Below are 21,441 nucleotides of genomic sequence, written 5' to 3'. Positions count from 1 at the left end.
TGTCAGTAAAAGCAAATATTTAGAGAAACTACGATAAGCTGGATGCATGAACTACGAAATAGCCCGCAAATTACTCATAGACCAAACAATAAACGACGAAAATCCAGATACTTTCTTAAATCGTCTCAAACAAGGAAAACCTCCAGTACCAGGTCAAATTACTTCTGTTTTGTTAGCCTTGAAGGTAGTGTTTGAAGCCCTAAAAGAAACCCCTAACGTAGATAAAGAACTGGCTTACGCTTTATATAAATTAGGGATTAGAGCCTTGCAGTTATTTGCTACAGGACGCAAAGCAGGTATTGACTGGCCACCACTGTTGAAAGAAGATTTGCAACGCATTTCCCTCGCAGCAGAAAGCATATTTTCTGGTACATGGCAAACCCTAAGCATTGGAGGCTATCTGAAGGACGAAAACTTGAAGTAGCCAGACAAAATTAAATTCATTGGTGAAGAGATAAATAGGGAACGGGAAAATAATCTGTTTAGCCTCTATACGAGGTGAGAAATCATTTTATTCTAACTTAGGGCGGGCAAGATGCCATTGGTGTCAAGTTAAGAAAAATGGATTTGTGTCAAGAGTGGGAAATAAATGGTAAAAGTCAACACAGGGGTGTTGAAAAGAGCCATGAGTAAACCAAGGAAAAAACAAGGGAATCCAGACTTTCGCCATCAAGTTAGCGTACCTGCTCCAGCTAGTGAAGAGATAGAATCACGGTTGATTGGGCTATTAAGTCCAGGGACATTTGCCAACCTCAAAGGGGTAAAAGATAAAGAGCGAAGCTTGCGCTCAAGAGTATTAACCCTACCAGTAATGGCAGCAATAATATTGAGTCTAGTGTATCGACAAGTACAACACTTAACAGATGTATTGCGCTGCCTGGAAATAGAAGGACTAATGTGGGTAGAGGCAACAAAAGTCAGCAAGCAAGCTCTGTCCCAAAGACTCAACAGTTTACCGGCGCATCTGTTCGCCAAGATGTTTGAGCAAGTAGTAGAACGTCTAGCAGCAAAAAGGAATGCAAAAGAATTAGCTCCAGCCTGGGCATCAGTGGCGCAGAGATTTTCCGCCATTTGGATTTGTGATGCCTCAACACTCGAAGCCATGAAAAAGCACTTCGGACAATTGCAAGAAAAAACAGGTTCAGTGTTGGCAGGAAAAATGCTGATGGTAGTAGAAGCTTTCACTCATATTCCTGTAGCAGTTTGGTATGATGCTGATGCCAAGCGGAATGAGACTCGTTGGTGGCAAGCATTGTTAGAACTTTTACCTGATGGTGGTTTACTCATAGTAGACATGGGATTTTATGGTTTTGAGTGGTTTGATTCTCTAACTGCTGCCGGCAAGTATGTTCTCACGCGCCAAAAGGAAAAGGTTAGATATAAGGTAGTGCGTGTACTTTCTAGCGGCTCTCACTACAGGGATGAAATTATTCAAATGGGATTGCATCATACCAACCCATGTCGCTATCCCATGCGCCAAGTATCCGTATTATGGGGTAAGACTTGGTATCATTATTTGACTAATGTTCTTGACCCACAACAGCTTTCACCACAGGAGGTTTGTGATTTATACCGCCGACGTTGGCGAATTGAGGACGCATTTTTATTGACTAAGCGTTTATTGGGCTTGTCCTATTTGTGGGTTGGTGGCACTAATGGTGTACAGATGCAAATATATGCTACCTGGATTTTCTACGCTGTCCTCAATGACTTGTGTGCTGATGTGGCTATTGCTTTACAACAACCTTTAGAACGCATTTCTGTGGAAATGGTTTTTCGCAGTTTGTATTTTTTCCACCGCGCACTTTTACTTGCTCCTGATTTACAACTTATTCCTTGGCTTGTCGAACATCATCGTTACTATGGGCTTAATCAAGACCGTCCGTCAACGTCACCGACGAACGGCTGCTCGCTCTCTTGACATTTGGGCTGATGCCTTAACTTGACACCAATGGCAAGATGCCATTGGTGTCAAGTTAAGAAAAATGGATTTGTGTCAAGAGTGGGAAATAAATGGTAAAAGTCAACACAGGGGTGTTGAAAAGAGCCATGAGTAAACCAAGGAAAAAACAAGGGAATCCAGATTTTCGCCATCAAGTCAGCGTACCTGCTCCAGCTAGTGAAGAAATAGAATCACGGTTGATTGGGCTATTAAGTCCAGGGACATTTGCCAACCTCAAAGGGGTAAAAGATAAAGAGCGAAGCTTGCGCTCAAGAGTATTAACCCTACCAGTAATGGCAGCAATAATACTGAGTCTAGTATATCGACAAGTACAACACTTAACAGATGTATTGCGCTGCCTGGAAATAGAAGGACTAATGTGGGTAGAGGCAACAAAAGTCAGCAAGCAAGCTCTGTCCCAAAGACTCAACAGTTTACCGGCGCATCTGTTCGCCAAGATGTTTGAGCAAGTAGTAGAACGTCTAGCAGCAAAAAGGAATGTAAGAGAATTAGCTCCAGCCTGGGCATCAGTGGCGCAGAGATTTTCCGCCATTTGGATTTGTGATGCCTCAACACTCGAAGCCATGAAAAAGCACTTCGGACAATTGCAAGAAAAAACAGGTTCAGTGTTGGCAGGAAAAATGCTGATGGTAGTAGAAGCTTTCACTCATATTCCTGTAGCAGTTTGGTATGATGCTGATGCCAAGCGGAATGAGACTCGTTGGTGGCAAGCATTGTTAGAACTTTTACCTGATGGTGGTTTACTCATAGTAGACATGGGATTTTATGGTTTTGAGTGGTTTGATTCTCTAACTGCTGCCGGCAAGTATGTTCTCACGCGCCAAAAGGAAAAGGTTAGATATAAGGTAGTGCGTGTACTTTCTAGCGGCTCTCACTACAGGGATGAAATTATTCAAATGGGATTGCATCATACCAACCCATGTCGCTATCCCATGCGCCAAGTATCCGTATTATGGGGTAAGACTTGGTATCATTATTTGACTAATGTTCTTGACCCACAACAGCTTTCACCACAGGAGGTTTGTGATTTATACCGCCGACGTTGGCGAATTGAGGACGCATTTTTATTGACTAAGCGTTTATTGGGCTTGTCCTATTTGTGGGTTGGTGGCACTAATGGTGTACAGATGCAAATATATGCTACCTGGATTTTCTACGCTGTCCTCAATGACTTGTGTGCTGATGTGGCTATTGCTTTACAAAAACCTTTAGAACGCATTTCTGTGGAAATGGTTTTTCGCAGTTTGTATTTTTTCCACCGCGCACTTTTACTCGCTCCTGATTTACAACTTATTCCTTGGCTTGTCGAACATCATCGTTCTATGGGCTTAATCAAGACCGTCCGTCAACGTCACCGACGAACGGCTGCTCGCTCTCTTGACATTTGGGCTGATGCCTTAACTTGACACCAATGGCAAGATGCCCACCCCACAAGAGTTCCATCAAATTTAGATATGCAAAAATTAAGTATGTAGGTGTGTTTGAGCTTGCTTTTAACGAGTTCTGAGTTCTGCTTCTAATTTGTCGAGATCGGCTTTAAGTAAAACTGTTATTTGACCGACCAAAGCATTTCCTTGTCTGGGTTGAGCTATTTCTACCCAATAGGCATAGCGATCGCCTAACCGCAATTCTCCCTTCAATGCTTCCCGAATTGGAGTTTTTGCCAAACGTGCCTGATTAATTGCACTCTCGTTAGGATAATCGTAAACTACCTGAGCGCGATTATAGTCTTGGTAGATATCCAACCCATAAATTACCCGCAAAGACTCCTCAAGACGCTGAGTTGTAACGCCATTCACACCATCATACATAGTCATCCGCTCAGTACGAATTGTACTGCGGTCTTTGGTAAAAGTTATCTTACCTGGAGGTAATACTGACGCTTGAAAGGTGAATCTTTGGGCGGCTGTATCACTCTTACTCACAAACAATCGCTCCCCACTTCTAGGTTTAAGCGTTGGATGGGCTTTAATCCATGTGGTTACTTCCTCAGTACTTTCTCCTGGTAACGCCTGGGCGGGAGAATTCAGTATAATTTCCCCAGATAAGCAAGGTATAAGGGAACAAGACAAAATTAGAAAATTACGCAGAGATTTTTTTAGCATTTTTCTATTGAGATCGCAATTACCCCTAAAAAGGGAACAAAAAGGATAAGTATTCAGCTATCAGCGGTCAGCTTTTTAACGGTTACAAAAAGATTACAATCCGATCATCTACCGATTTATCAAACATTCTGACTTCTGACTCCTGACTCCTGAATTCTTACAAAAAAGGGATGAACATAGTTTTCCCAATTTTTCCATAGCAATGAACTTTATCCCCAGATTGATCTATTATTCAGTACTGCAAAGCTAAAATAATTACTATTAACACGGTAATATTGCCACTTTAATTACCTTCCGCGCCTTCATATCAGCAAACACCTGTTCTAAATCTTTTAACGGGCGATGTTCACTAATTAGCAATTCAAAAGGGATTTTTCTACTAGCTATCAGTGATAACGCTGTTCGTACATATTCGGGTGTATTATGAAACACGCCTTTGAGAGTCAATTCACTATAATGTAGCTGTTCTGTATTCACCGTGATTGTCGTATCTTTGGGACAACCACCAAATAAATTTACAGTTGCCCCAGGACGGGCGCAAGCGATCGCTTTTTCCCACACACTCGGAACGCCCGTAGCCTCTATAACTACATCTGCACCCCAACCCCCCGTTAATTCCTTCACCACACTAGGAATATCAGCAACTTGATGATAATTAAAAGTTTTGGATGCACCTAATTTTTTACCAATTTCTAACCGTTGGTTATTTCCTCCCCACAGCAACACCTCAGCTTTTGTTTGTGCAGCTAAAACCCCCACAAACATCAACCCAATTGCCCCATCTCCCAGCACAACTACCCGGTCTTGAGGTTTGACATGAGAACGCCCCACCCCATGTAAAACACAGGCTAGAGGCTCAGTCATTGCGGCCAATTCAAAGGGCAACTCATCGGGAATCCGCAACGTATTCTGTTGGACAATCGCTGCGGGAATTTTTAGATATTCCGCAAAAGTACCATTATTCCATGTCAAATTTGGACAGAGAGAATATTCTTGACGTTGACAAAAAAAGCATTTCATGCACGGGGCAGAATTATTAGCGACAATGCGATTTCCCACCTGCCAATTATGCACACCAGCACCAACAGCGACAATTGTTCCTGCCGCTTCATGACCAAACAACGTGGGGGGAATCAACATTTTCGCATGGCCACCACGCCGCCAAACCTTCAAATCCGTACCGCAAGTAGTAGCTGCCCCCACCTTAATCACCACTTCCCCATCTGCCGGAGTGGGTTCAGGGACTGTTTCTAAGCGTAAATCTTCCTGTCCATAAAGTAACGCTGCTAACAAAGCTTTTCACCTAAGAATTAAGCTGCTAAATGATTTTACAGGATATCGTAGAAACTCGGAGCAATCAATTAAGCCTGAATCAGGATTTACAGGATTTGAGTATTTTTAGGATGAAACTAATATCCAAAAATGGCATTTGTTTGAAATCGGGAGTTTTGGACTGCTATATTTTAATCCAAACCCTGTCTTACTCTCTTGAGTCTTTGAATTCCCTTCGGAGGAATCCCTGTAAATCGAATCAAGAAATGATTATCAACAGCAGATTTTTTCATCACCTTGGCATATATATCTGGTTCTTCTGTAGACAATGCTGTCTCTGTCAATAACTTGAGTTTGATATTAATTAATTTTTCTAAATCATATTCACACCGAATTTGTGCGCCATTTTCTGAAAGTCCAACTAATGACCCCAGTAAAAATTTTCCATCTACGTGTTTACCATGTAAAACAATAAATTCAATCGGTAATTCTTCGCTTAACATCTCTATATTTTCGTCAATATGAGGCAAAAATAGATTATATTTGCCACCGATACCACCAATTTCATAAATAGTAACGAGATGTTTTATCCCTTTTGGTTCTACCTGTAATTGACTATCAATTCTCAAATCAATCTTGGCATCTTCCCAAGTATGTTCGGAAATAAAAATTTGTCCTCCTACAGAATAAGATTCAATTCGCGCAGCTAAATTTACATGACTACCAATAACTGTATATTCAGCGCGTTTTTGAGAACCAATATTGCCAGCGATCACTTCACCTGTATTGATACCAATTCCCATTTCTAAAATTGGTAAATTCATTTCCTGATTTTTGGCATTTACCTGTTGCATTGCTAACTGCATCGCTACAGCACAAGCGATCGCTCTTTGAGAGTCATCATCTCGATGAATAGGCGCACCAAACATCACCAAAATGCCATCACCCATAAAATCATTAATCGTACCCTTGTACTGATTAATTACATCTGTCATCACTTCCAGATAAAGATTGAGAATTTCTACCACAGTTTCCGGGGGATATTCTTCAGAAATAGCCGAAAACCCCCTGACATCAGATACTAAAACTGTAACTTTTCTCCTTTCACCTCCTAGCTTTAACCCAGAAGGTGTTTCTATTAAACTAGTCACAACTTCATCTGTCAGATAACGTCCAAAGGTTTTTTGCATATTGGCAGCACTACGAGCCATATACTGGGTAATAGCAATGGTTGATCCTGCCAATGCCAATATTGGCGGCACGACAGGAATCCACCAGCCAGCTAAAAATGCTAGAAAAGAACAGGCAATCAACGCGCTACCAGCCAGGAAAATATTAACAGTAATTAGAGATATATTATGACGCTGCTGCCAACACAATAGAGAGCTAATAGTTGACCATAGCAAAATCCACAGCCATTCTACAGTGTCACTCCAAGACTTAATTAAGGGACGACCATCTAAAGTCGAACTTAAAATTTGACTAGTTAAATTAGCATGAATTGTTACTCCAGCCATCCTTTCCGGGGCAGCGAAAACTTGACTGGTGTAAGGTGTAAAAAAGCTATCTCTCAAACTCTCAGCAGTTGAACCAATTAGTACCACTTTTCCTTGCATCAGATTTGGTGAAATTTGATTTTTTAAAACTTCTGTCAGTGAAACTGTGGTAAATTGCTGCTGACGACCCCGGTAATTTAATAATATTTGGTAGCTTCCGGCTTTTGCTTTTACATAAGCACCATCATTAGCCTGAAATCTAGGAAAAACACTTCTATCTAATTGGAGATAATTGGGATTATTGGTTGCTGCTTTTTCAGTAATACCTTCCGGTTGCAAGTACAACAAAGCCAGTTTGAGGCTAAAACTTTCTAAAATATCACCATTATCTAAATATAAATACAACATTCCTCTGCGGATTTTACCATCCCCATCTGGAGGTAAATCATTTGCTCCCACTTGTTGGCGTTGCTTTAAGATAGGTGATGCTTCAACTAAAGAACTATCTATACTTTCAAATACTTTTTGGATGCCAATCAAATTGGGGGTAGATTTAAATAAATTAATCAGGTCTTGATGACCGGGATTAACTGCTAAGTTACGATAAATATCTAAACCGATAGCTCTAGGTTGTTGCTGCTTAATCTTTTCTAATAAGTCAGTTAATACTGCATCAGAAATAGGCCAACTTCCCTGATTACTGATGTCTTTTTCATTAATTTCAACTATAACTATGCGATTATCAATTGGTTCTTGTGGGCGAAGAATAAACAATTGATCTAAAGCTGTTAATTCTAGAGATTGAAGAAATCCAGTTAAACGTAGTGCTATGACAATAAATGTGACATTGGGAACGGCAATGAAAACACCCCGCCATTCCCACATTACTCTTTTCAGCTTTTCCCACATAAGAATTATTGTTTAATTCTTGATTGTGCAAGAATCAATTAATGGCTCAGATGCGATGTTAATCAATTCCACTGATTCTAAAAATTTTCGCCAATTCCGCTTGACTGTTAAATCATTTGGCTGAGTGCAACGTAATTGAACTAAAGAAGTTAGTGCTTCATGCCAAATTCCAGCTTCTGCATAGAGTGTTGGTATTTGGTGTAAGTCTGATTTGGCTAGAGAATCTGATAAAGTTAAATCTGGTTGGGTACGTTTTACAAAACCTTCTACATAAGGATTGTTGCTAGATTCTTCAGAATCGCAAATCAGGGTTAGATACCAGTGGTAAGTAGTATTTATTTGCAGTGCAGGAGCATTTGTCGGCAGAGTAAAACTGATAATTCCTGGCTGGTCGGGAAGAGTTAAAGTTGTTTTATAAATTACTTGTTCGTCTCCAGGAGCCAAAATTGTGAACTCAGCAGTTTTAACTGGAGTTGGAGGCACAGACCAATAAAAGGTAGGATGTTGATTGAAGGTCAACCCTAATTGATTGGTAGGGAGTAAGGGCGTTATTACTCGTTTATCCTTGATACATGAGGAGCTACGAGTTGCACCACCAATGGTGGGAGGATTAGGTTGATTATCTACTGGAGGTTTAAATTTTTGACTTATTTGCCAAGTTTTTTGTGTTGGGTATGACTGAGCCAGTACGGATGGTGCTTGGGAATATACGGTAAAAGAAAATGCCAAAAAACCTAGAGATGCCTGGAGCCATTTCATGGTTTAATAATCTCCTTGAATTAATTATTTTATACTTTACTACGGTATTTTTATTTGATTTTTGTTGGTGTGTGCGCTCTGTAATTAAAAACTGAGTACCGCTTTAATTCTCCTCATTCCCTTTTAGGAGTTGCCTTTGGCAATGACTTGAATGAGTGAATATTATCTAATACAAGGCGTTGATCGCTATTTACGAACTGCCTTAATGAATTGATATTTTTTATACAGGGTTTAAAGTCTTTATAGACGTGATATTTAGCAGCAGTGTTCCCACTATCAGGGTTAAATATAGCACTCTATAAATATAAATTTTAATGACTTAATTTAATGACTTAAAGCGATCGCAGTATTTTGTCCACCAAAACCAAAACTCAAACAGAGTATCTGCTGTATTTCACTATCTCTTGCGGCTGTGACGAAATTTAAATCAAATTCTGGTTGCTGTAATCCCACACAAGGGGGTAATTTTCTATGCTTTAAAGCCATGAGCGAAAAAGCCACACCCAAGGCTCCTGATGCTCCTAGTGTATGACCGGAACTGCCTTTAGTGGAGCTAATTGCTACTTTTGCAGGAAATAAATGCTGGATAATTTTGCCTTCGATCCGGTCATTGAGGAGCGTGGCTGTACCATGAGCATGGATGTAGTCTATATCGGCAGGGGTGAGGCAACTACGTTGTAAACATTGCTTGATGGCTGCGATCGCACTTTTTCCTTGATGTTCTGGTTGATTGCTATGAAATGCGTCTGCTGTCAAACCAAAACCCAGAATTTCACCATAAATATTTGCTTGACGCTGGTTTGCTAATTCTGCTGATTCCAGAACAAACACAGCACCACCTTCTCCCAAAACTAAACCTTCACGGTGGATATCAAAGGGATAAGCGCCTGTTTTTGCTAAAGCACCCATTTGTTGAAAACCACAGATAGTTAAAGGGGTAATTGGTGCTTCCACTGCACCTGCGATCGCTCTTTGACATTGCCCTGTTTGAATTAACATAGCCGCTTGGGAAATTGCCCAAATCCCTGTAGCACAGGCCGCCATTGGCGCTAAAACAGTGCCTGATGTGCCGATTTTTCGAGCTACAGCGATCGCATTCATGTGTGGTAAAGTATCCAACCAATTTTCTAAATTTAAGGCTGCTGGAAGGCAATCTGGACTATATATTTTTCGTGCCAAATTCTCCCAATCTGCTTGATAACCACGACTAGAACCAATTACCACAGCACAATCAGGTAAAGGCGTTACTAATTCAGCATCTTGCAAAGCCGAATTCACAACCATCTGAGTTAGGGTCTTTAAATCGGATGGTTGTTCAGCAATTAAACCTAGAGGGATTTTTAAGAGTTCTGGAAATGGCTGATGTAATTTAATACCAGTTTTACCTACCAGCAAATTTTGCCAGCTATCTTCTAAGCTTTCACCTAAAGCAGAAACCAAACCAATACCAGTGACAACAACCCTAATCAATTTTGGATTTTAGATTTTAGATTTTGGATTTTAGATTGTGCCAGTTATCAGCGTTTTTATAACAACCGACAACTGACCTAATCAATTTTAGATTTTAGATTTTAGATTTTGGATTTTAGATTGTGCCAGTTGTCAGCGTTTTTATAACAACCGACAACTGACCTAATCAATTTTAGATTTTAGATTTTGGATTTTAGATTGTGCCAGTTGTCAGCGTTTTTATAACAACCGACAACTGACCTAATCAATTTTAGATTTTAGATTTTGGATTTTAGATTGTGCCAGTTGTCAGCGTTTTTATAACAACCGACAACTGACTACTAACTACTTGCTAGGGGTTTTCAGGTTTTCAGCACCTTGAGTAACTTTCGCAGAATTAATGCGATCGCCTTGCTGAATTTTATTAACTACATCAAAGCCATCTGTGACATAACCAAACACAGCATAATTACCATCCAAGAAGCCCAAATCTGCCAACGCAAAGTAAAACTGAGAAGAAGCAGAATCAGGTGGTTGCGATCGCGCCATTGCTACTGCACCTAATTTGTGTGTCAACACAGGCTTATTAGTAATTGTTTTACTATAAACAGGCTGATCTGAACCTTCTGGCTTAATTTCTAGTGGTATGCGGCGTTCAGTCCCGATTTTTGGGTCTATATAGCCACCAGTTCCCCATCTTTCTGGTGAACTCTTGGGATCTTTACTTTGGGGATCACCACCTTGAACCACAAACGGCTGAGGTTCCCGCACCACCCGATGGAAAACTAAACCGTCATAAACACCTTTTTGAACTAAATCAACAAAGTTGCCAGCAGTAATGGGAGCATTAGTACCATCTACTTCGATCGTAATTGGTGCGCCATTAACTGTCATCACAACAGTAGCCTTACCTTCGAGACGTGGTAAATTTTTGATTCCCGGAATACTCTCACGACTAGTTTCTGATATTGTTGTCGCTTCAGTATTTGACGTGGAGCTTTCCTCAGTTATGTTTGAGGTTGCTGTGGAAGTGGGAGATGTATTAGAAGTTACTTTTTCTGTTGAACATCCTCCCAGCATCAAACCACCAATCATCAACAGAGAAACTAAAAAGTGTGAAAATTTTAACCGCATTGCCAGTTACTGACTCAACCAGAGTATCTTAGCCTCTCTTCGCAATTTTAGATTTTAGATTTTAGATTGAGAATTTTCTTAGTCAGGCTATGGCATAGGGTTAAACCAATAGACACTATCAGGATTTTGTCATCTGAGACAGTAGATTTTTGATTTACCACCAATCCAAAATCTCATCCAAAATCTAAAATCCAAAATTCTTAGAGTCCTTCTAAAGGAACTGCCAAAAAGCGGGCTAAATTAGCACCTTGAGTTTCTAAATCAGCTAAAGATAACGGTTGACCTATCCGTGTCAAAGGAATATCCCGTCTTCCTTTAACCCTTAGATAAAGTGCGCGTTGGGGATTTAGACCTTCCTTAATAGAGATGCGTACAGATTGTACGTCTTGGATGCGGTTTTCAATCTCAATTTTGCGGTTTTTTCCAGGAAAACCCCATCTAAAGATTTTGAATTTACCAGTTTCCTGATTGAATTCGTTATAGCCGCCACCAACATCCCATAAAATAACTAGCCACAGGTATAACGCTAAGAGCAACCCAGCTAGTCCATACAAGCCCATCACTAACCCTTGGGGTACAAATATCAGTTGAGTTGGATCGGTGACAATGAGTAAATTAACTTTGAGATAGCTAGAGATACCAGCCAATAAAAAGCCAGATGCTCCCAAGCTAACAATAGTTGCCCACCAGTAGTTACTAAACCGACGAGAACCGAGGACATTTTGATGCAGGAGGCCATCGCCTTTATTAATCGTTGTTGATGCCGTCATGGAACTACCTTGGCCTGTGAGATATTCTGCTATATAAAACCTAGACGAGTCTAGACATTTACTTCTTACTTCAACGGGAGTATGGGAGCGGTGATTCCACCCTTCGAGAAGCAAGCTACAGTAAGCTTACACGCTTTAGCCAAACGCGAAAAATTAATTGCTCTCTAGACGTAAGTGTGCCACTTGAACAGTCAGTATTGCAAGTTTTGACCGCATAAAGGTAGAGGGTAGGAAGGAGAAGGTTTGAGAAAATAAATCTTCTTTGTGCCATTCATGGCTCCAGAACAACTAAATATTTATTTATGAAAAATAAAAATTTGTATATTTTAAAACATCGTAGTCTAAAAAAGTACAGCTTCCTGAGTAAATACTGATTTAGCTGACGCTCATAATGGAAACTTAAATTTAGTTGTAGGTATCCCTGAAAACAATTAGCGACCTACTCATATAATGAGGTAACATTTATCTCAAAAAAAATTTTGTAAGATTTATGAGAAAATGTATGTCAGATTGTTAAAATTTTGGTATTTATAATTAATATCAAACCCAAACAAGACAAGAATCCTTAACTACAATTACCACAGATAAGTTGTAGCACGCCAAATACCCCATTGATTTGCGTGTCTCCACCGCAAACCCTGATTAATGTGATAAGTTAAGAATCATTAAGTTACCACAATCTAGAGTTTTAGTTAGTGGTACGCGTAATGGCATAATCCTGAGAAATGCCTAGCTAGTAAAGCATTAGGTTCTCAGAATTTCAGCCGCTTAACGAGTGGCGAAAAGTCTCAAAAAAACGTTTAATTCCTCGCGGTAGTAGCCCCAAATCAGTAAATCTGACCAAGGTACAACCCTAAAAACGTGGCAATTTTAGTAAAAAAGAGGATTTTAGTTCAATGACCATCGCAGTTGGACGCGCCCCCAGTAGAGGGTGGTTTGACGTATTAGACGACTGGTTAAAGCGCGATCGCTTCGTATTCGTAGGTTGGTCAGGAATATTATTATTCCCTTGCGCCTTCCTCGCACTAGGCGGTTGGCTCACCGGTACAACCTTCGTCACCTCCTGGTACACCCACGGATTAGCATCCTCCTACCTAGAAGGAGCTAACTTCCTCACAGTAGCAGTATCCACACCAGCAAACAGCATGGGACATTCCCTGTTGTTACTCTGGGGACCCGAAGCTCAAGGAGACCTAACCCGTTGGTTTCAACTAGGTGGCCTATGGCCCTTCGTAGCCTTACACGGAGCATTCGGTCTGATTGGCTTCATGTTGCGTCAATTTGAAATCGCCAGACTAGTAGGAATTCGTCCTTACAACGCACTTGCGTTCTCAGGACCAATTGCCGTCTTCGTCAGCGTCTTCTTGATGTACCCCTTGGGACAATCAAGCTGGTTCTTTGCACCCAGCTTTGGTGTAGCAGCAATCTTCCGATTCTTACTATTCCTGCAAGGGTTCCACAACTGGACACTCAACCCCTTCCACATGATGGGTGTAGCGGGAATCTTAGGTGGAGCATTACTGTCGGCAATTCACGGAGCCACAGTAGAAAACACCCTGTTTGATGACGGCGAAGGTTCCAACACTTTTCCTGCATTCAACCCCACCCAAGCTGAAGAAACCTACTCAATGGTGACAGCAAACCGTTTCTGGTCACAGATCTTCGGTGTTGCTTTCTCTAACAAACGTTGGTTGCACTTCTTCATGTTGTTCGTACCAGTCACCGGCTTATGGATGGCATCTGTAGGCATCGTTGGCTTGGCACTCAACCTGCGGGCTTATGACTTCGTTTCCCAAGAATTACGGGCAGCAGAAGACCCAGAGTTTGAAACTTTCTATACCAAAAATATTTTGCTGAACGAGGGTATCCGCGCTTGGATGGCTCCTCAAGATCAACCCCACGAACAATTTGTATTCCCTGAGGAGGTATTACCTCGTGGTAACGCTCTCTAATAGATCATCAGTTATTGGCGGTGGACGGGACCTAGAATCAAGCGGTTTTGCTTGGTGGTCTGGTAACGCTCGTTTAATTAACCTATCTGGTAAACTGCTTGGCGCTCACGTAGCCCATGCTGGTTTAATCGTCTTCTGGGCTGGAGCAATGACTTTATTTGAAGTTGCTCACTTTATCCCAGAAAAGCCCATGTACGAACAGGGCTTGATTCTTCTACCTCACATCGCCACTTTAGGTTGGGGCGTTGCCGCAGGTGGTGAAGTTATCGACACCTTCCCCTACTTTGTTGCTGGTGTACTGCACTTAATTTCCTCTGCCGTACTGGGTTTTGGCGGTATCTATCATGCCGTTCGTGGACCAGAAACCTTAGAAGAGTACTCCTCTTTCTTTGGTTACGACTGGAAAGACAAGAACAAGATGACCAACATCATCGGCTTCCACCTGATCATCTTGGGATGTGGTGCGCTGCTGTTAGTGCTGAAGGCTATGTTCTTCGGTGGTGTATACGATACTTGGGCTCCCGGCGGTGGTGATGTTCGCGTCATTACCAACCCTACACTCAACCCAGCGGTGATATTTGGTTATTTAATCAAATCTCCCTTTGGTGGAGAAGGCTGGATTGTTAGTGTCGATAACATGGAAGATGTTATCGGCGGTCACATCTGGATTGCCTTAATTTGTATTTCTGGCGGTATTTGGCACATCTTTACCAAGCCTTTCGCTTGGGCGCGTCGTGCTTTTATCTGGTCTGGTGAAGCTTACCTGTCTTATAGCTTGGGCGCTCTATCCTTGATGGGATTTATTGCCTCAACTATGGTTTGGTACAACAACACCGTTTACCCTAGTGAATTCTTCGGTCCTACTGGCCCCGAAGCTTCTCAAGCTCAAGCTTTAACATTCTTGATTCGTGACCAACGCTTAGGTGCTAACGTCGGTTCTGCTCAAGGCCCTACAGGTTTAGGTAAATACCTAATGCGCTCACCTACCGGTGAAATTATCTTCGGTGGTGAAACCATGCGCTTCTGGGATTTCCGTGGCCCTTGGTTAGAGCCTCTACGTGGGCCAAACGGTCTTGACCTAGAAAAAGTCAAGAACGATATTCAGCCTTGGCAAGCTCGTCGCGCTGCTGAATACATGACTCATGCTCCTCTGGGTTCTTTGAACTCTGTAGGTGGTGTGGCTACTGAAATCAACTCTTTTAACTATGTATCTCCCCGTGCGTGGTTAGCTACCTCTCACTTTGTGTTAGGTTTCTTTTTCCTCATCGGCCACTTGTGGCACGCAGGACGCGCTCGTGCGGCTGCTGGTGGTTTTGAAAAAGGTATTGACCGCGAGACTGAGCCAGTTATGTTTATGAATGACCTTGACTAACGACTAAGTTGTGATCAGGTTTTTTCATCACTGACAATTAATTTTTCTGCTCTTGCTCATAGCAAGAGCTTTTTTTATCACTTATTTAACAGATTTATGACTTACGCAAGATTGAACTCAAAACCTGATTCTTGCATAGGGGTAATTCATGAATTACCCCTACTTCCGTTCTGTTTTGCGTAAGTCCTGAGATTTAAGGATTTCATAAAATCAACGCTTTTATAAAAAACTAAGCCTGCTTGTGCAGGCTGAAATCTTATATTTTCAATGAGGAGAATTGAAAAATTTTCCCCAATTGTCAATCTTAATCTAGAATCCAAAAAACAACCTAACAATACCCAGAATAGTACCTAAAGGACCAGCTACAGTATTGACTGTATCACTGGTTTTAGCAATACCAGAACGGCCGACTACGACAACATCATTATTGCGAAGTATGGGATTGGTTTCGTCATTAATTTCTTTTGAGAAATCTATTTTGACTACTCGTTTGGATACAGTCCCATTGGGATTGAGGCGAATTAAATCTACCGCAGCACTACTAGCTCTAGCATCATTAAACCCACCAGCAGCAAGTAATGCCTGATTTAAAGAGCTATTGGGCTGTAAATCTGTTAATCCAGGTTTTTTAACTTCTCCTACTACCCCAACTTGAATTTTTGCTGGTGACAAAGTAGTGGTAGCTAATTGAGTGGCTTCGGCTGTGTTAATATCAGTGGCTGTGGGAACAACGATTGTATCTCCATCTTGTAATACTACATCTTGATTCAGATCCCCTGTCTGCAATAATTCCCAGAGATTAACATTTAAGCTTTGTTCTGAGCCAATTCTTGTAGGACGACGGATTTTAATACTACGAACATCCGCTTGTGATGTAATTCCCCCAGCTAGTTGAATTGCTCGCATGACAGTTGGTAAACCACTTCCAGGGGCTACAGTGCCTCCTTCCGTAGCAGAAGCACCTGAAGTAACAAGATAGGAACCGGGACGGTAAACTTGACCTGTAATGGCTACGGTGCGGGGTGAGCTTTGACTAGCTGCATAGTTAGTGGCGAATAAATTGCGGGCTTCAGCAACATTGAAATCTGTGGCGGTGGGTACAACGATGGTGTCTCCATCTCGTAGGGTAATATCTTGCGATATCCTGCCTGTTTGAGTGAGTTCCTTCAAGTTAAAGCTGACAACTTGCTCACCAGAACGTCCTATTTTACGGCGTAATTGTACTTTAGTTACATCTGCGGCTAGTGTTACCCCTTGGGCTGTAGTCAGTGCAGCTAATACAGTTGGATATTGTACACCTGGACTGTCTCCTCCACTTCCTTCTAAGCTGAGAGTGTAAGATCCTGGTCGTGTTACTTCTCCGGCTACAAAAACATTGATAGGACGAGAGGATAACAAATTCACAGAGATCAGGGGACGTTTAAGAAAACGAGCATATCTTCTGGCTATTTCATCAGATGCCTGTTCTGTTGTTAATCCCAGAACGGAGATGCTGCCAATTAAGGGCATATTAATCGCACCACCGGGGGGAACTTGGTATTCACCTGTATATTCTGGTACTTCAAATACATTAACGCGAATGCGATCGCCTCCCCCTAATAAGTAATCTGTAGATATACTCGAAGATGATACTGGTTGTTGCTGCGCTAGACTAACAGATGGTAAAGCGATATTGACAGTCGTTAATAAAACTACAGCCGTAGTTGAATGGGTGAAAATTTTCCACAAATGTATATTAAGCATATTTACCTGAGACTCAGAGACTACGATCTGTAAAGTATTGTCTAGACATTTTAACGTTGACTATACTTATTTATTGAAGTTCCTCAACACTGCTATTTTCCTAAGTAATTTTGATTTTCCGGATATAATTTAACGGGGAATTCTGAATCTTTAGTTAAGTTAATTTAAAGCAGAACTCAGTGAGAAAAATTTAATTGATAACGATTAGAGCAATTTTTATGCAAATAGTCAATAGTCAAGAATCAAAATTTATATTTGAAGTTTAAATACTTTGGTAATTTATGCAAACAGTAAAAAATAAAATTAATTAAAGCAGTTTGCGTATTTAGGAAGTCCAAAATCTAAATTTAAACCTATACACAAAACCAGTACATAGCGATGAGTAACAAGTAATGAGTAAGAAGGAGAGTCAAGCACTCGGTACTCCGAACTCCGTTCGCGTAGCGTCTCGGTTCGGCGAAGCCGTGCCGTAGGCATAGGAGAAACTCCTAACACCGAACTCAGGTGACTCCTGAATTCTGCTGTAAGGGTTATTAACACTACCAGGCCTTACGCAACTGGCACATTGGTAAGGTGCGTCAGATATCAACAATCTGTTTATTTGCAAGATTTATGCAGTCTGACGCACCCTACAACAGATTTTTAGTGTGACACTTGCGTAAGTCCTAACTACATTTTCAATTATTTTTTTAACTTAGATGTGGTCGCTAAAATAACTAGTAGAATTTATCAGTTTACGCCTCAGGAGAAGCAAGGTACACGTAGCGTCTCGTAGAAAAGCAGTACTAGTGGGGTTAATGATTTTGTTTTTGGATCTGCTGGATAAAGAATTCCTCTAAAGATTGACGAGATAAGTTCATGGTAATGATTTCACCTCCCATTAACCGGAGACTGGCCAGAAAATCATAGTAATCGTCTTGTAATATGCCTTGCCAAGAACCATCAGGCTTAAATTCTAGATCGGGTATCCTTTTTTTGAGAGTTGCTCCATCGCCCCCTAGACCTTTAACATGATATGAGTTTTCTGTACCTAAGAGTTCATTGAGGGAACCAGAGCAAATTAATTCTCCTTGATTTAGGATAGCTACGCGATCGCATATTTGTTCCACTTCACTCAAAACATGACTGTTGAAAAATATTGTTTTTCCAGCAGCTTTCAAAGCCAGGATAATTTCTCGCATTTGGTAACGTCCCAAAGGATCAAGTCCAGACATGGGTTCATCCAGAAATACCAAATCGGGATCATTAATTAATGCCTGAGCCATGCCAACACGCTGAAGCATACCTTTAGAATAACGACGCATCAGCTTTTTGCGAGCATCAACTTGAGATAAACCAACCAATTCCAGAAGTTGGGTAATGCGTTGACGTTGTAAATGACGGGGGATTTGGAATAAACCCGCTGCTAACTGCAAAAATTCCCACCCAGTGAGATAGTCGTATAAATAGGGATTCTCTGGTAAATAACCAATCTTTTGCTTCACAGAGCGATCGCCAATTGGCTTACCTAATAATAAACCCCTCCCAGAAGAAGGACGGATAATTCCCAGCAACAGTTTTAACAGCGTAGTTTTACCAGCCCCATTAGGGCCTAGTAAACCAAAGGTTTGCCCTGGATAAACTTGTAAAGAACAACTTTTGAGGGATACAACTTTTTGATTCAGCCAAAACCCAGTACGATAGACTTTTCGCAACTCAGAAGTTAGGACTACTGGTGGTTGTTCTAAAGGATTAAGTTGAGGTTCAGGGGTGTCGGCAACAGAATTCATTGCGGTTAAATGATCAATTCCCGGCTAGGTGTGATTAATTACAGAATATCTGGTAGGACGACAATAAATAGCACTCATTATTTTAATGTGTCATTTATCGCCAACCAATGAGCTTTTTAACACTTTTTTTAGCAACTTATAAAACACCTTTAGAACTAGGAATAGTCTCCGCACGTCGAGGATCTATTTCTACTGCCATTCGCATGGCTCTAGCAAAAGCTTTAAAAGTTGCTTCAATAATATGATGTGAATTTATACCATCTAACTGGCGAATATGCAAGGTCATTTGGCTATGATTTACCAATGCCACAAAAAACTCGCGTACCAATTGAGTATCATAAGTTCCTACCCGTTGAGTAGGAATTTCTAAACCATAGCTAAAATGAGGTCTTCCAGAAAAGTCCAAAGCCACCTGAATTAAAGCTTCATCTAAGGGTGCAAGAAAATTACCAAAGCGGACAATACCTTTTTTGTTACCTAGTGCTTGATATAAAGCTTGACCTAAAGTAATACCCACATCTTCATTAGTGTGGTGATCATCAATTTCCCAGTCACCTTGAGCTTGAATATCTAAATCAAACAGCCCATGAGAAGCTATTTGATGCAACATATGATCCAAAAAAGGAATACCGGTGGCAGCCTTACAGATGCCTGTACCATCGAGATTAATAGTAACTTGGATATCTGTTTCCCCAGTAGTCCGGTGAACTGTAGCAATGCGGTTGTTAGTCATTATTCATTGGTCATTGGTCATTGGTCATTGGGCATTGGTCATTGGTCATTGGTCATTGGGAGGATAAGGGAGATGAGGGAGACATATGAAATATTCAGTTAATAATCAAAAATAAAGAAATTTTTCCTGTTCCCTGTTCCCTATTCCCTGCTTTCTATCACATTCCCATAATTTCATATCCTGCATCTACATACAGGATTTGTCCAGTAATGCCGCTTGCCAAATCACTGCACAAAAAAGCTGCTGTATTACCCACTTCTAGCTGAGTAACAGTCCGACGCAAAGGAGCGACTTCTTCAACGTGATGAATCATATCCAAAATACCGCCCACAGCTGAAGATGCCAAGGTGCGGATAGGGCCTGCGGAAATACCATTAACGCGAATATTTTGGGGGCCAAGTTCAGATGCCAAGTAACGTACACTTGCTTCTAATCCAGCTTTAGCTACACCCATGATGTTATAGTTAGGGATTGCTCGGACTGCGCCCAAGTATGTAAGAGTAACAATACTGCCACCATCAGTCATTAGAGGTTTAGCAGCACCACTTAACTGCACTAGTGAATAAGTGCTAACTTCCAAAGCTTTATTGAAACCAGATCGAGAAGTCTGGCTAAAATCTCCAGTTAAATCATCTCTATTTGCAAAAGCTAGGCAATGAATGAGGATGTCTATCTTGCCCCATTGCTGGCGGACTGTTTCAAAGGTAGATTGAATTTGCTCTTCGTTTTCTACATTGCAGGGAAGGAACAAGCTGGGATTGAGGGGTTCTACTAATTCTGAGACTTTTTTCTCGAATTTGCCTTTTTCATCTGGCAAATAGGTAATACCCAAGTTAGCACCTGCATTGTGGAGTTGTTGGGCAATACCCCAGGCGATGGAGCGATTATTGGCAATACCTGTTACTAGGGCGTTTTTTCCGGACAGATTCAGCATAGAAATTGTTAATTTGATCAATCAATAGGAGCATACTAGAATCTGAGCCTATTTTGACTTTGTTGGCGACGTGATTTTCAATAAATCTAATTAATTAGGGTGCTGAGTGCAACAAAATTTTTGCTGATTGTTTAAGAAGTTATAAAGATATCGGAAGTTTTTATAGAAAAAAACCTTTTAACTTGAGGTTTTGAAACTACTTATGAACAATTGATGGCTAAAAATAACAAGAATTAGGTATCATAATAAACAAATGGCTATAAAGCAGCAAATTTGAGTATAGGAAAAAACAAAAAGGTTGACGGTGCTTTCTTGATTTTTCAGGTGTATTCTTAGGTAATCAGTTTTTGTTTTTCCGGCATTGGGTAGGGGAAGGGAGATGATCGTGACACAAGATAAAGCCCTAGCAAATGTTTTTCGTCAGATGGCGACCGGAGCGTTTCCTCCGGTTGTGGAAACGTTTGAACGCAACAAAACGATCTTTTTTCCTGGCGATCCTGCCGAACGAGTTTATTTTCTTCTCAAGGGTGCTGTAAAACTTTCCAGGGTATACGAGGCAGGAGAAGAAATAACGGTAGCGCTGCTACGGGAAAATAGCGTTTTTGGTGTGTTGTCGTTGCTAACGGGCAATAAATCAGATAGATTTTACCATGCGGTGGCATTTACCGCTGTAGAATTGCTTTCAGCACCAATTGAACAAGTTGAGCAAGCGCTCAAGGAAAATCCAGAATTATCTATGTTAATGCTGCGGGGTCTTTCTTCGCGGATTCTTCAGACAGAGATGATGATTGAAACGCTTGCTCACCGAGATATGGGTTCTAGATTGGTGAGTTTTTTATTAATTCTTTGTCGAGATTTTGGTGTACCTTGCGCTGATGGCATCACAATTGATTTGAAGTTATCTCATCAAGCGATCGCTGAAGCAATTGGTTCAACTCGCGTTACTGTCACCAGGTTACTGGGAGATTTACGTGAGAAAAAAATGATTTCGATCCACAAAAAGAAGATTACTGTGCATAAACCTGTAACTTTAAGTAGGCAATTTACATAAAGTTAGGGAACAGGGGGCAGGGAATAGGTG

17 protein-coding genes and 1 pseudogene are annotated in these 21,441 nt (G+C 41.1%); 6 read left to right on the top strand and 12 right to left on the bottom strand.

Annotation, left to right across the window (positions count from 1 at the left end; genetic code table 11):
* The first annotated feature begins 46 nt into the window (after positions 1 to 46).
* From AC012T_RS15270 to AC012T_RS15260, 3 genes and pseudogenes are all read left to right on the top strand, one after another.
* Positions 47 to 424 carry a Dethiobiotin synthetase gene (locus AC012T_RS15270; protein WP_487059598.1) on the top strand — a complete coding sequence of 126 codons (378 nt, stop codon included), beginning with the start codon at positions 47 to 49 and terminating at the stop codon, positions 422 to 424.
* 201 nt (positions 425 to 625) lie between these two features.
* Positions 626 to 1,946 (top strand): annotated as a pseudogene (locus tag AC012T_RS15265) (IS4 family transposase).
* 103 nt (positions 1,947 to 2,049) lie between these two features.
* On the top strand, positions 2,050 to 3,369 hold the full coding sequence (locus AC012T_RS15260; RefSeq protein ID WP_487066609.1) for an IS4 family transposase: 1,320 nt from the start codon (positions 2,050 to 2,052) through the stop codon (positions 3,367 to 3,369).
* Positions 3,370 to 3,456: 87 nt separating this feature from the next.
* Here AC012T_RS15260 and AC012T_RS15255 read toward each other — a convergent pair whose 3' ends face one another.
* The 7 genes from AC012T_RS15255 to AC012T_RS15225 form a co-directional block, all read right to left on the bottom strand.
* Positions 3,457 to 4,068, bottom strand: coding sequence for a hypothetical protein (locus tag AC012T_RS15255; RefSeq protein WP_487059596.1), 612 nt, complete (start codon positions 4,066 to 4,068; stop codon positions 3,457 to 3,459).
* Positions 4,069 to 4,329: 261 nt separating this feature from the next.
* The gene (locus AC012T_RS15250) at positions 4,330 to 5,361 is read right to left on the bottom strand and encodes a zinc-dependent alcohol dehydrogenase (protein ID WP_487059594.1); all 1,032 of its coding nucleotides are present in this window, start codon (positions 5,359 to 5,361) and stop codon (positions 4,330 to 4,332) included.
* A gap of 170 nt (positions 5,362 to 5,531) precedes the next feature.
* Positions 5,532 to 7,745: a CHASE2 domain-containing protein gene (locus AC012T_RS15245; RefSeq protein WP_487059592.1), complete on the bottom strand. Its 2,214-nt coding sequence runs from the start codon at positions 7,743 to 7,745 to the stop codon at positions 5,532 to 5,534.
* A gap of 12 nt (positions 7,746 to 7,757) precedes the next feature.
* Positions 7,758 to 8,504, bottom strand: coding sequence for a DUF928 domain-containing protein (locus AC012T_RS15240; protein ID WP_487059590.1), 747 nt, complete (start codon positions 8,502 to 8,504; stop codon positions 7,758 to 7,760).
* A gap of 324 nt (positions 8,505 to 8,828) precedes the next feature.
* Entirely contained in the window at positions 8,829 to 9,974 is a 1,146-nt protein-coding gene (locus tag AC012T_RS15235) for a beta-ketoacyl-ACP synthase (RefSeq protein WP_487059589.1), read from the bottom strand.
* Between the two features lie 324 nt (positions 9,975 to 10,298).
* On the bottom strand, positions 10,299 to 11,087 hold the full coding sequence (locus AC012T_RS15230; protein ID WP_487059587.1) for a peptidylprolyl isomerase: 789 nt from the start codon (positions 11,085 to 11,087) through the stop codon (positions 10,299 to 10,301).
* Positions 11,088 to 11,287: 200 nt separating this feature from the next.
* Positions 11,288 to 11,857 (bottom strand): photosystem I assembly protein Ycf4, encoded by a 570-nt coding sequence (locus tag AC012T_RS15225; protein WP_487059585.1) that lies wholly within the window; start codon positions 11,855 to 11,857, stop codon positions 11,288 to 11,290.
* Positions 11,858 to 12,753: 896 nt separating this feature from the next.
* On the opposite strand from AC012T_RS15225, the gene psbD reads away from it, so the two are divergent.
* Positions 12,754 to 13,809: a photosystem II D2 protein (photosystem q(a) protein) gene (gene psbD / locus AC012T_RS15220; RefSeq protein WP_487059583.1), complete on the top strand. Its 1,056-nt coding sequence runs from the start codon at positions 12,754 to 12,756 to the stop codon at positions 13,807 to 13,809.
* A complete protein-coding gene (psbC, locus tag AC012T_RS15215; RefSeq protein ID WP_015214654.1) occupies positions 13,793 to 15,181 on the top strand; it encodes a photosystem II reaction center protein CP43 in 1,389 nt (462 codons plus the stop codon). The genes psbD and psbC overlap by 17 nt, the downstream gene beginning before the upstream one ends.
* 309 nt (positions 15,182 to 15,490) lie before the next feature.
* On the opposite strand, the gene AC012T_RS15210 is transcribed toward psbC, so the two are convergent.
* From AC012T_RS15210 to fabI, 5 genes are all read right to left on the bottom strand, one after another.
* A complete protein-coding gene (locus AC012T_RS15210) occupies positions 15,491 to 16,924 on the bottom strand; it encodes an SLBB domain-containing protein (RefSeq protein ID WP_487059581.1) in 1,434 nt (477 codons plus the stop codon).
* A 303-nt stretch (positions 16,925 to 17,227) separates the two neighbouring features.
* Entirely contained in the window at positions 17,228 to 17,401 is a 174-nt protein-coding gene (locus AC012T_RS15205) for a hypothetical protein (protein ID WP_487059579.1), read from the bottom strand.
* A 317-nt stretch (positions 17,402 to 17,718) separates the two neighbouring features.
* Entirely contained in the window at positions 17,719 to 18,693 is a 975-nt protein-coding gene (locus AC012T_RS15200) for an ABC transporter ATP-binding protein (RefSeq protein ID WP_487059577.1), read from the bottom strand.
* Between the two features lie 136 nt (positions 18,694 to 18,829).
* Entirely contained in the window at positions 18,830 to 19,426 is a 597-nt protein-coding gene (hisB, locus tag AC012T_RS15195; RefSeq protein ID WP_487059575.1) for an imidazoleglycerol-phosphate dehydratase HisB, read from the bottom strand.
* Between the two features lie 157 nt (positions 19,427 to 19,583).
* Entirely contained in the window at positions 19,584 to 20,360 is a 777-nt protein-coding gene (gene fabI, locus AC012T_RS15190; RefSeq protein ID WP_487059573.1) for an enoyl-ACP reductase FabI, read from the bottom strand.
* A gap of 379 nt (positions 20,361 to 20,739) precedes the next feature.
* On the opposite strand from fabI, the gene ntcA reads away from it, so the two are divergent.
* Positions 20,740 to 21,411: a global nitrogen regulator NtcA gene (gene ntcA, locus AC012T_RS15185; RefSeq protein ID WP_015214649.1), complete on the top strand. Its 672-nt coding sequence runs from the start codon at positions 20,740 to 20,742 to the stop codon at positions 21,409 to 21,411.
* Positions 21,412 to 21,441 lie beyond the last annotated feature (30 nt).

Source organism: Anabaena sp. EIM26 (assembly GCF_057568715.1).
The sequence above is the reverse complement of the archived record's forward strand: the minus strand, read 5'-3'. Positions and strand labels throughout refer to the sequence as shown.

What these genes read in the sequence shown, in the direction of transcription:
- AC012T_RS15270 (WP_487059598.1), top strand. Translation starts at nt 47, where the DNA reads ATGAACTACGAAATAGCCCGCAAATTACTCATAGACCAAACAATAAAC.
- AC012T_RS15260 (WP_487066609.1), top strand. Translation starts at nt 2,050, where the DNA reads ATGAGTAAACCAAGGAAAAAACAAGGGAATCCAGATTTTCGCCATCAA.
- AC012T_RS15255 (WP_487059596.1), bottom strand. Translation starts at nt 4,068, where the DNA reads ATGCTAAAAAAATCTCTGCGTAATTTTCTAATTTTGTCTTGTTCCCTT.
- AC012T_RS15245 (WP_487059592.1), bottom strand. Translation starts at nt 7,745, where the DNA reads ATGTGGGAAAAGCTGAAAAGAGTAATGTGGGAATGGCGGGGTGTTTTC.
- AC012T_RS15240 (WP_487059590.1), bottom strand. Translation starts at nt 8,504, where the DNA reads ATGAAATGGCTCCAGGCATCTCTAGGTTTTTTGGCATTTTCTTTTACC.
- AC012T_RS15230 (WP_487059587.1), bottom strand. Translation starts at nt 11,087, where the DNA reads ATGCGGTTAAAATTTTCACACTTTTTAGTTTCTCTGTTGATGATTGGT.
- AC012T_RS15225 (WP_487059585.1), bottom strand. Translation starts at nt 11,857, where the DNA reads ATGACGGCATCAACAACGATTAATAAAGGCGATGGCCTCCTGCATCAA.
- psbD (WP_487059583.1), top strand. Translation starts at nt 12,754, where the DNA reads ATGACCATCGCAGTTGGACGCGCCCCCAGTAGAGGGTGGTTTGACGTA.
- AC012T_RS15210 (WP_487059581.1), bottom strand. Translation starts at nt 16,924, where the DNA reads ATGCTTAATATACATTTGTGGAAAATTTTCACCCATTCAACTACGGCT.
- AC012T_RS15205 (WP_487059579.1), bottom strand. Translation starts at nt 17,401, where the DNA reads ATGCCTACGGCACGGCTTCGCCGAACCGAGACGCTACGCGAACGGAGT.
- AC012T_RS15200 (WP_487059577.1), bottom strand. Translation starts at nt 18,693, where the DNA reads ATGAATTCTGTTGCCGACACCCCTGAACCTCAACTTAATCCTTTAGAA.
- hisB (WP_487059575.1), bottom strand. Translation starts at nt 19,426, where the DNA reads ATGACTAACAACCGCATTGCTACAGTTCACCGGACTACTGGGGAAACA.
- fabI (WP_487059573.1), bottom strand. Translation starts at nt 20,360, where the DNA reads ATGCTGAATCTGTCCGGAAAAAACGCCCTAGTAACAGGTATTGCCAAT.
- ntcA (WP_015214649.1), top strand. Translation starts at nt 20,740, where the DNA reads ATGATCGTGACACAAGATAAAGCCCTAGCAAATGTTTTTCGTCAGATG.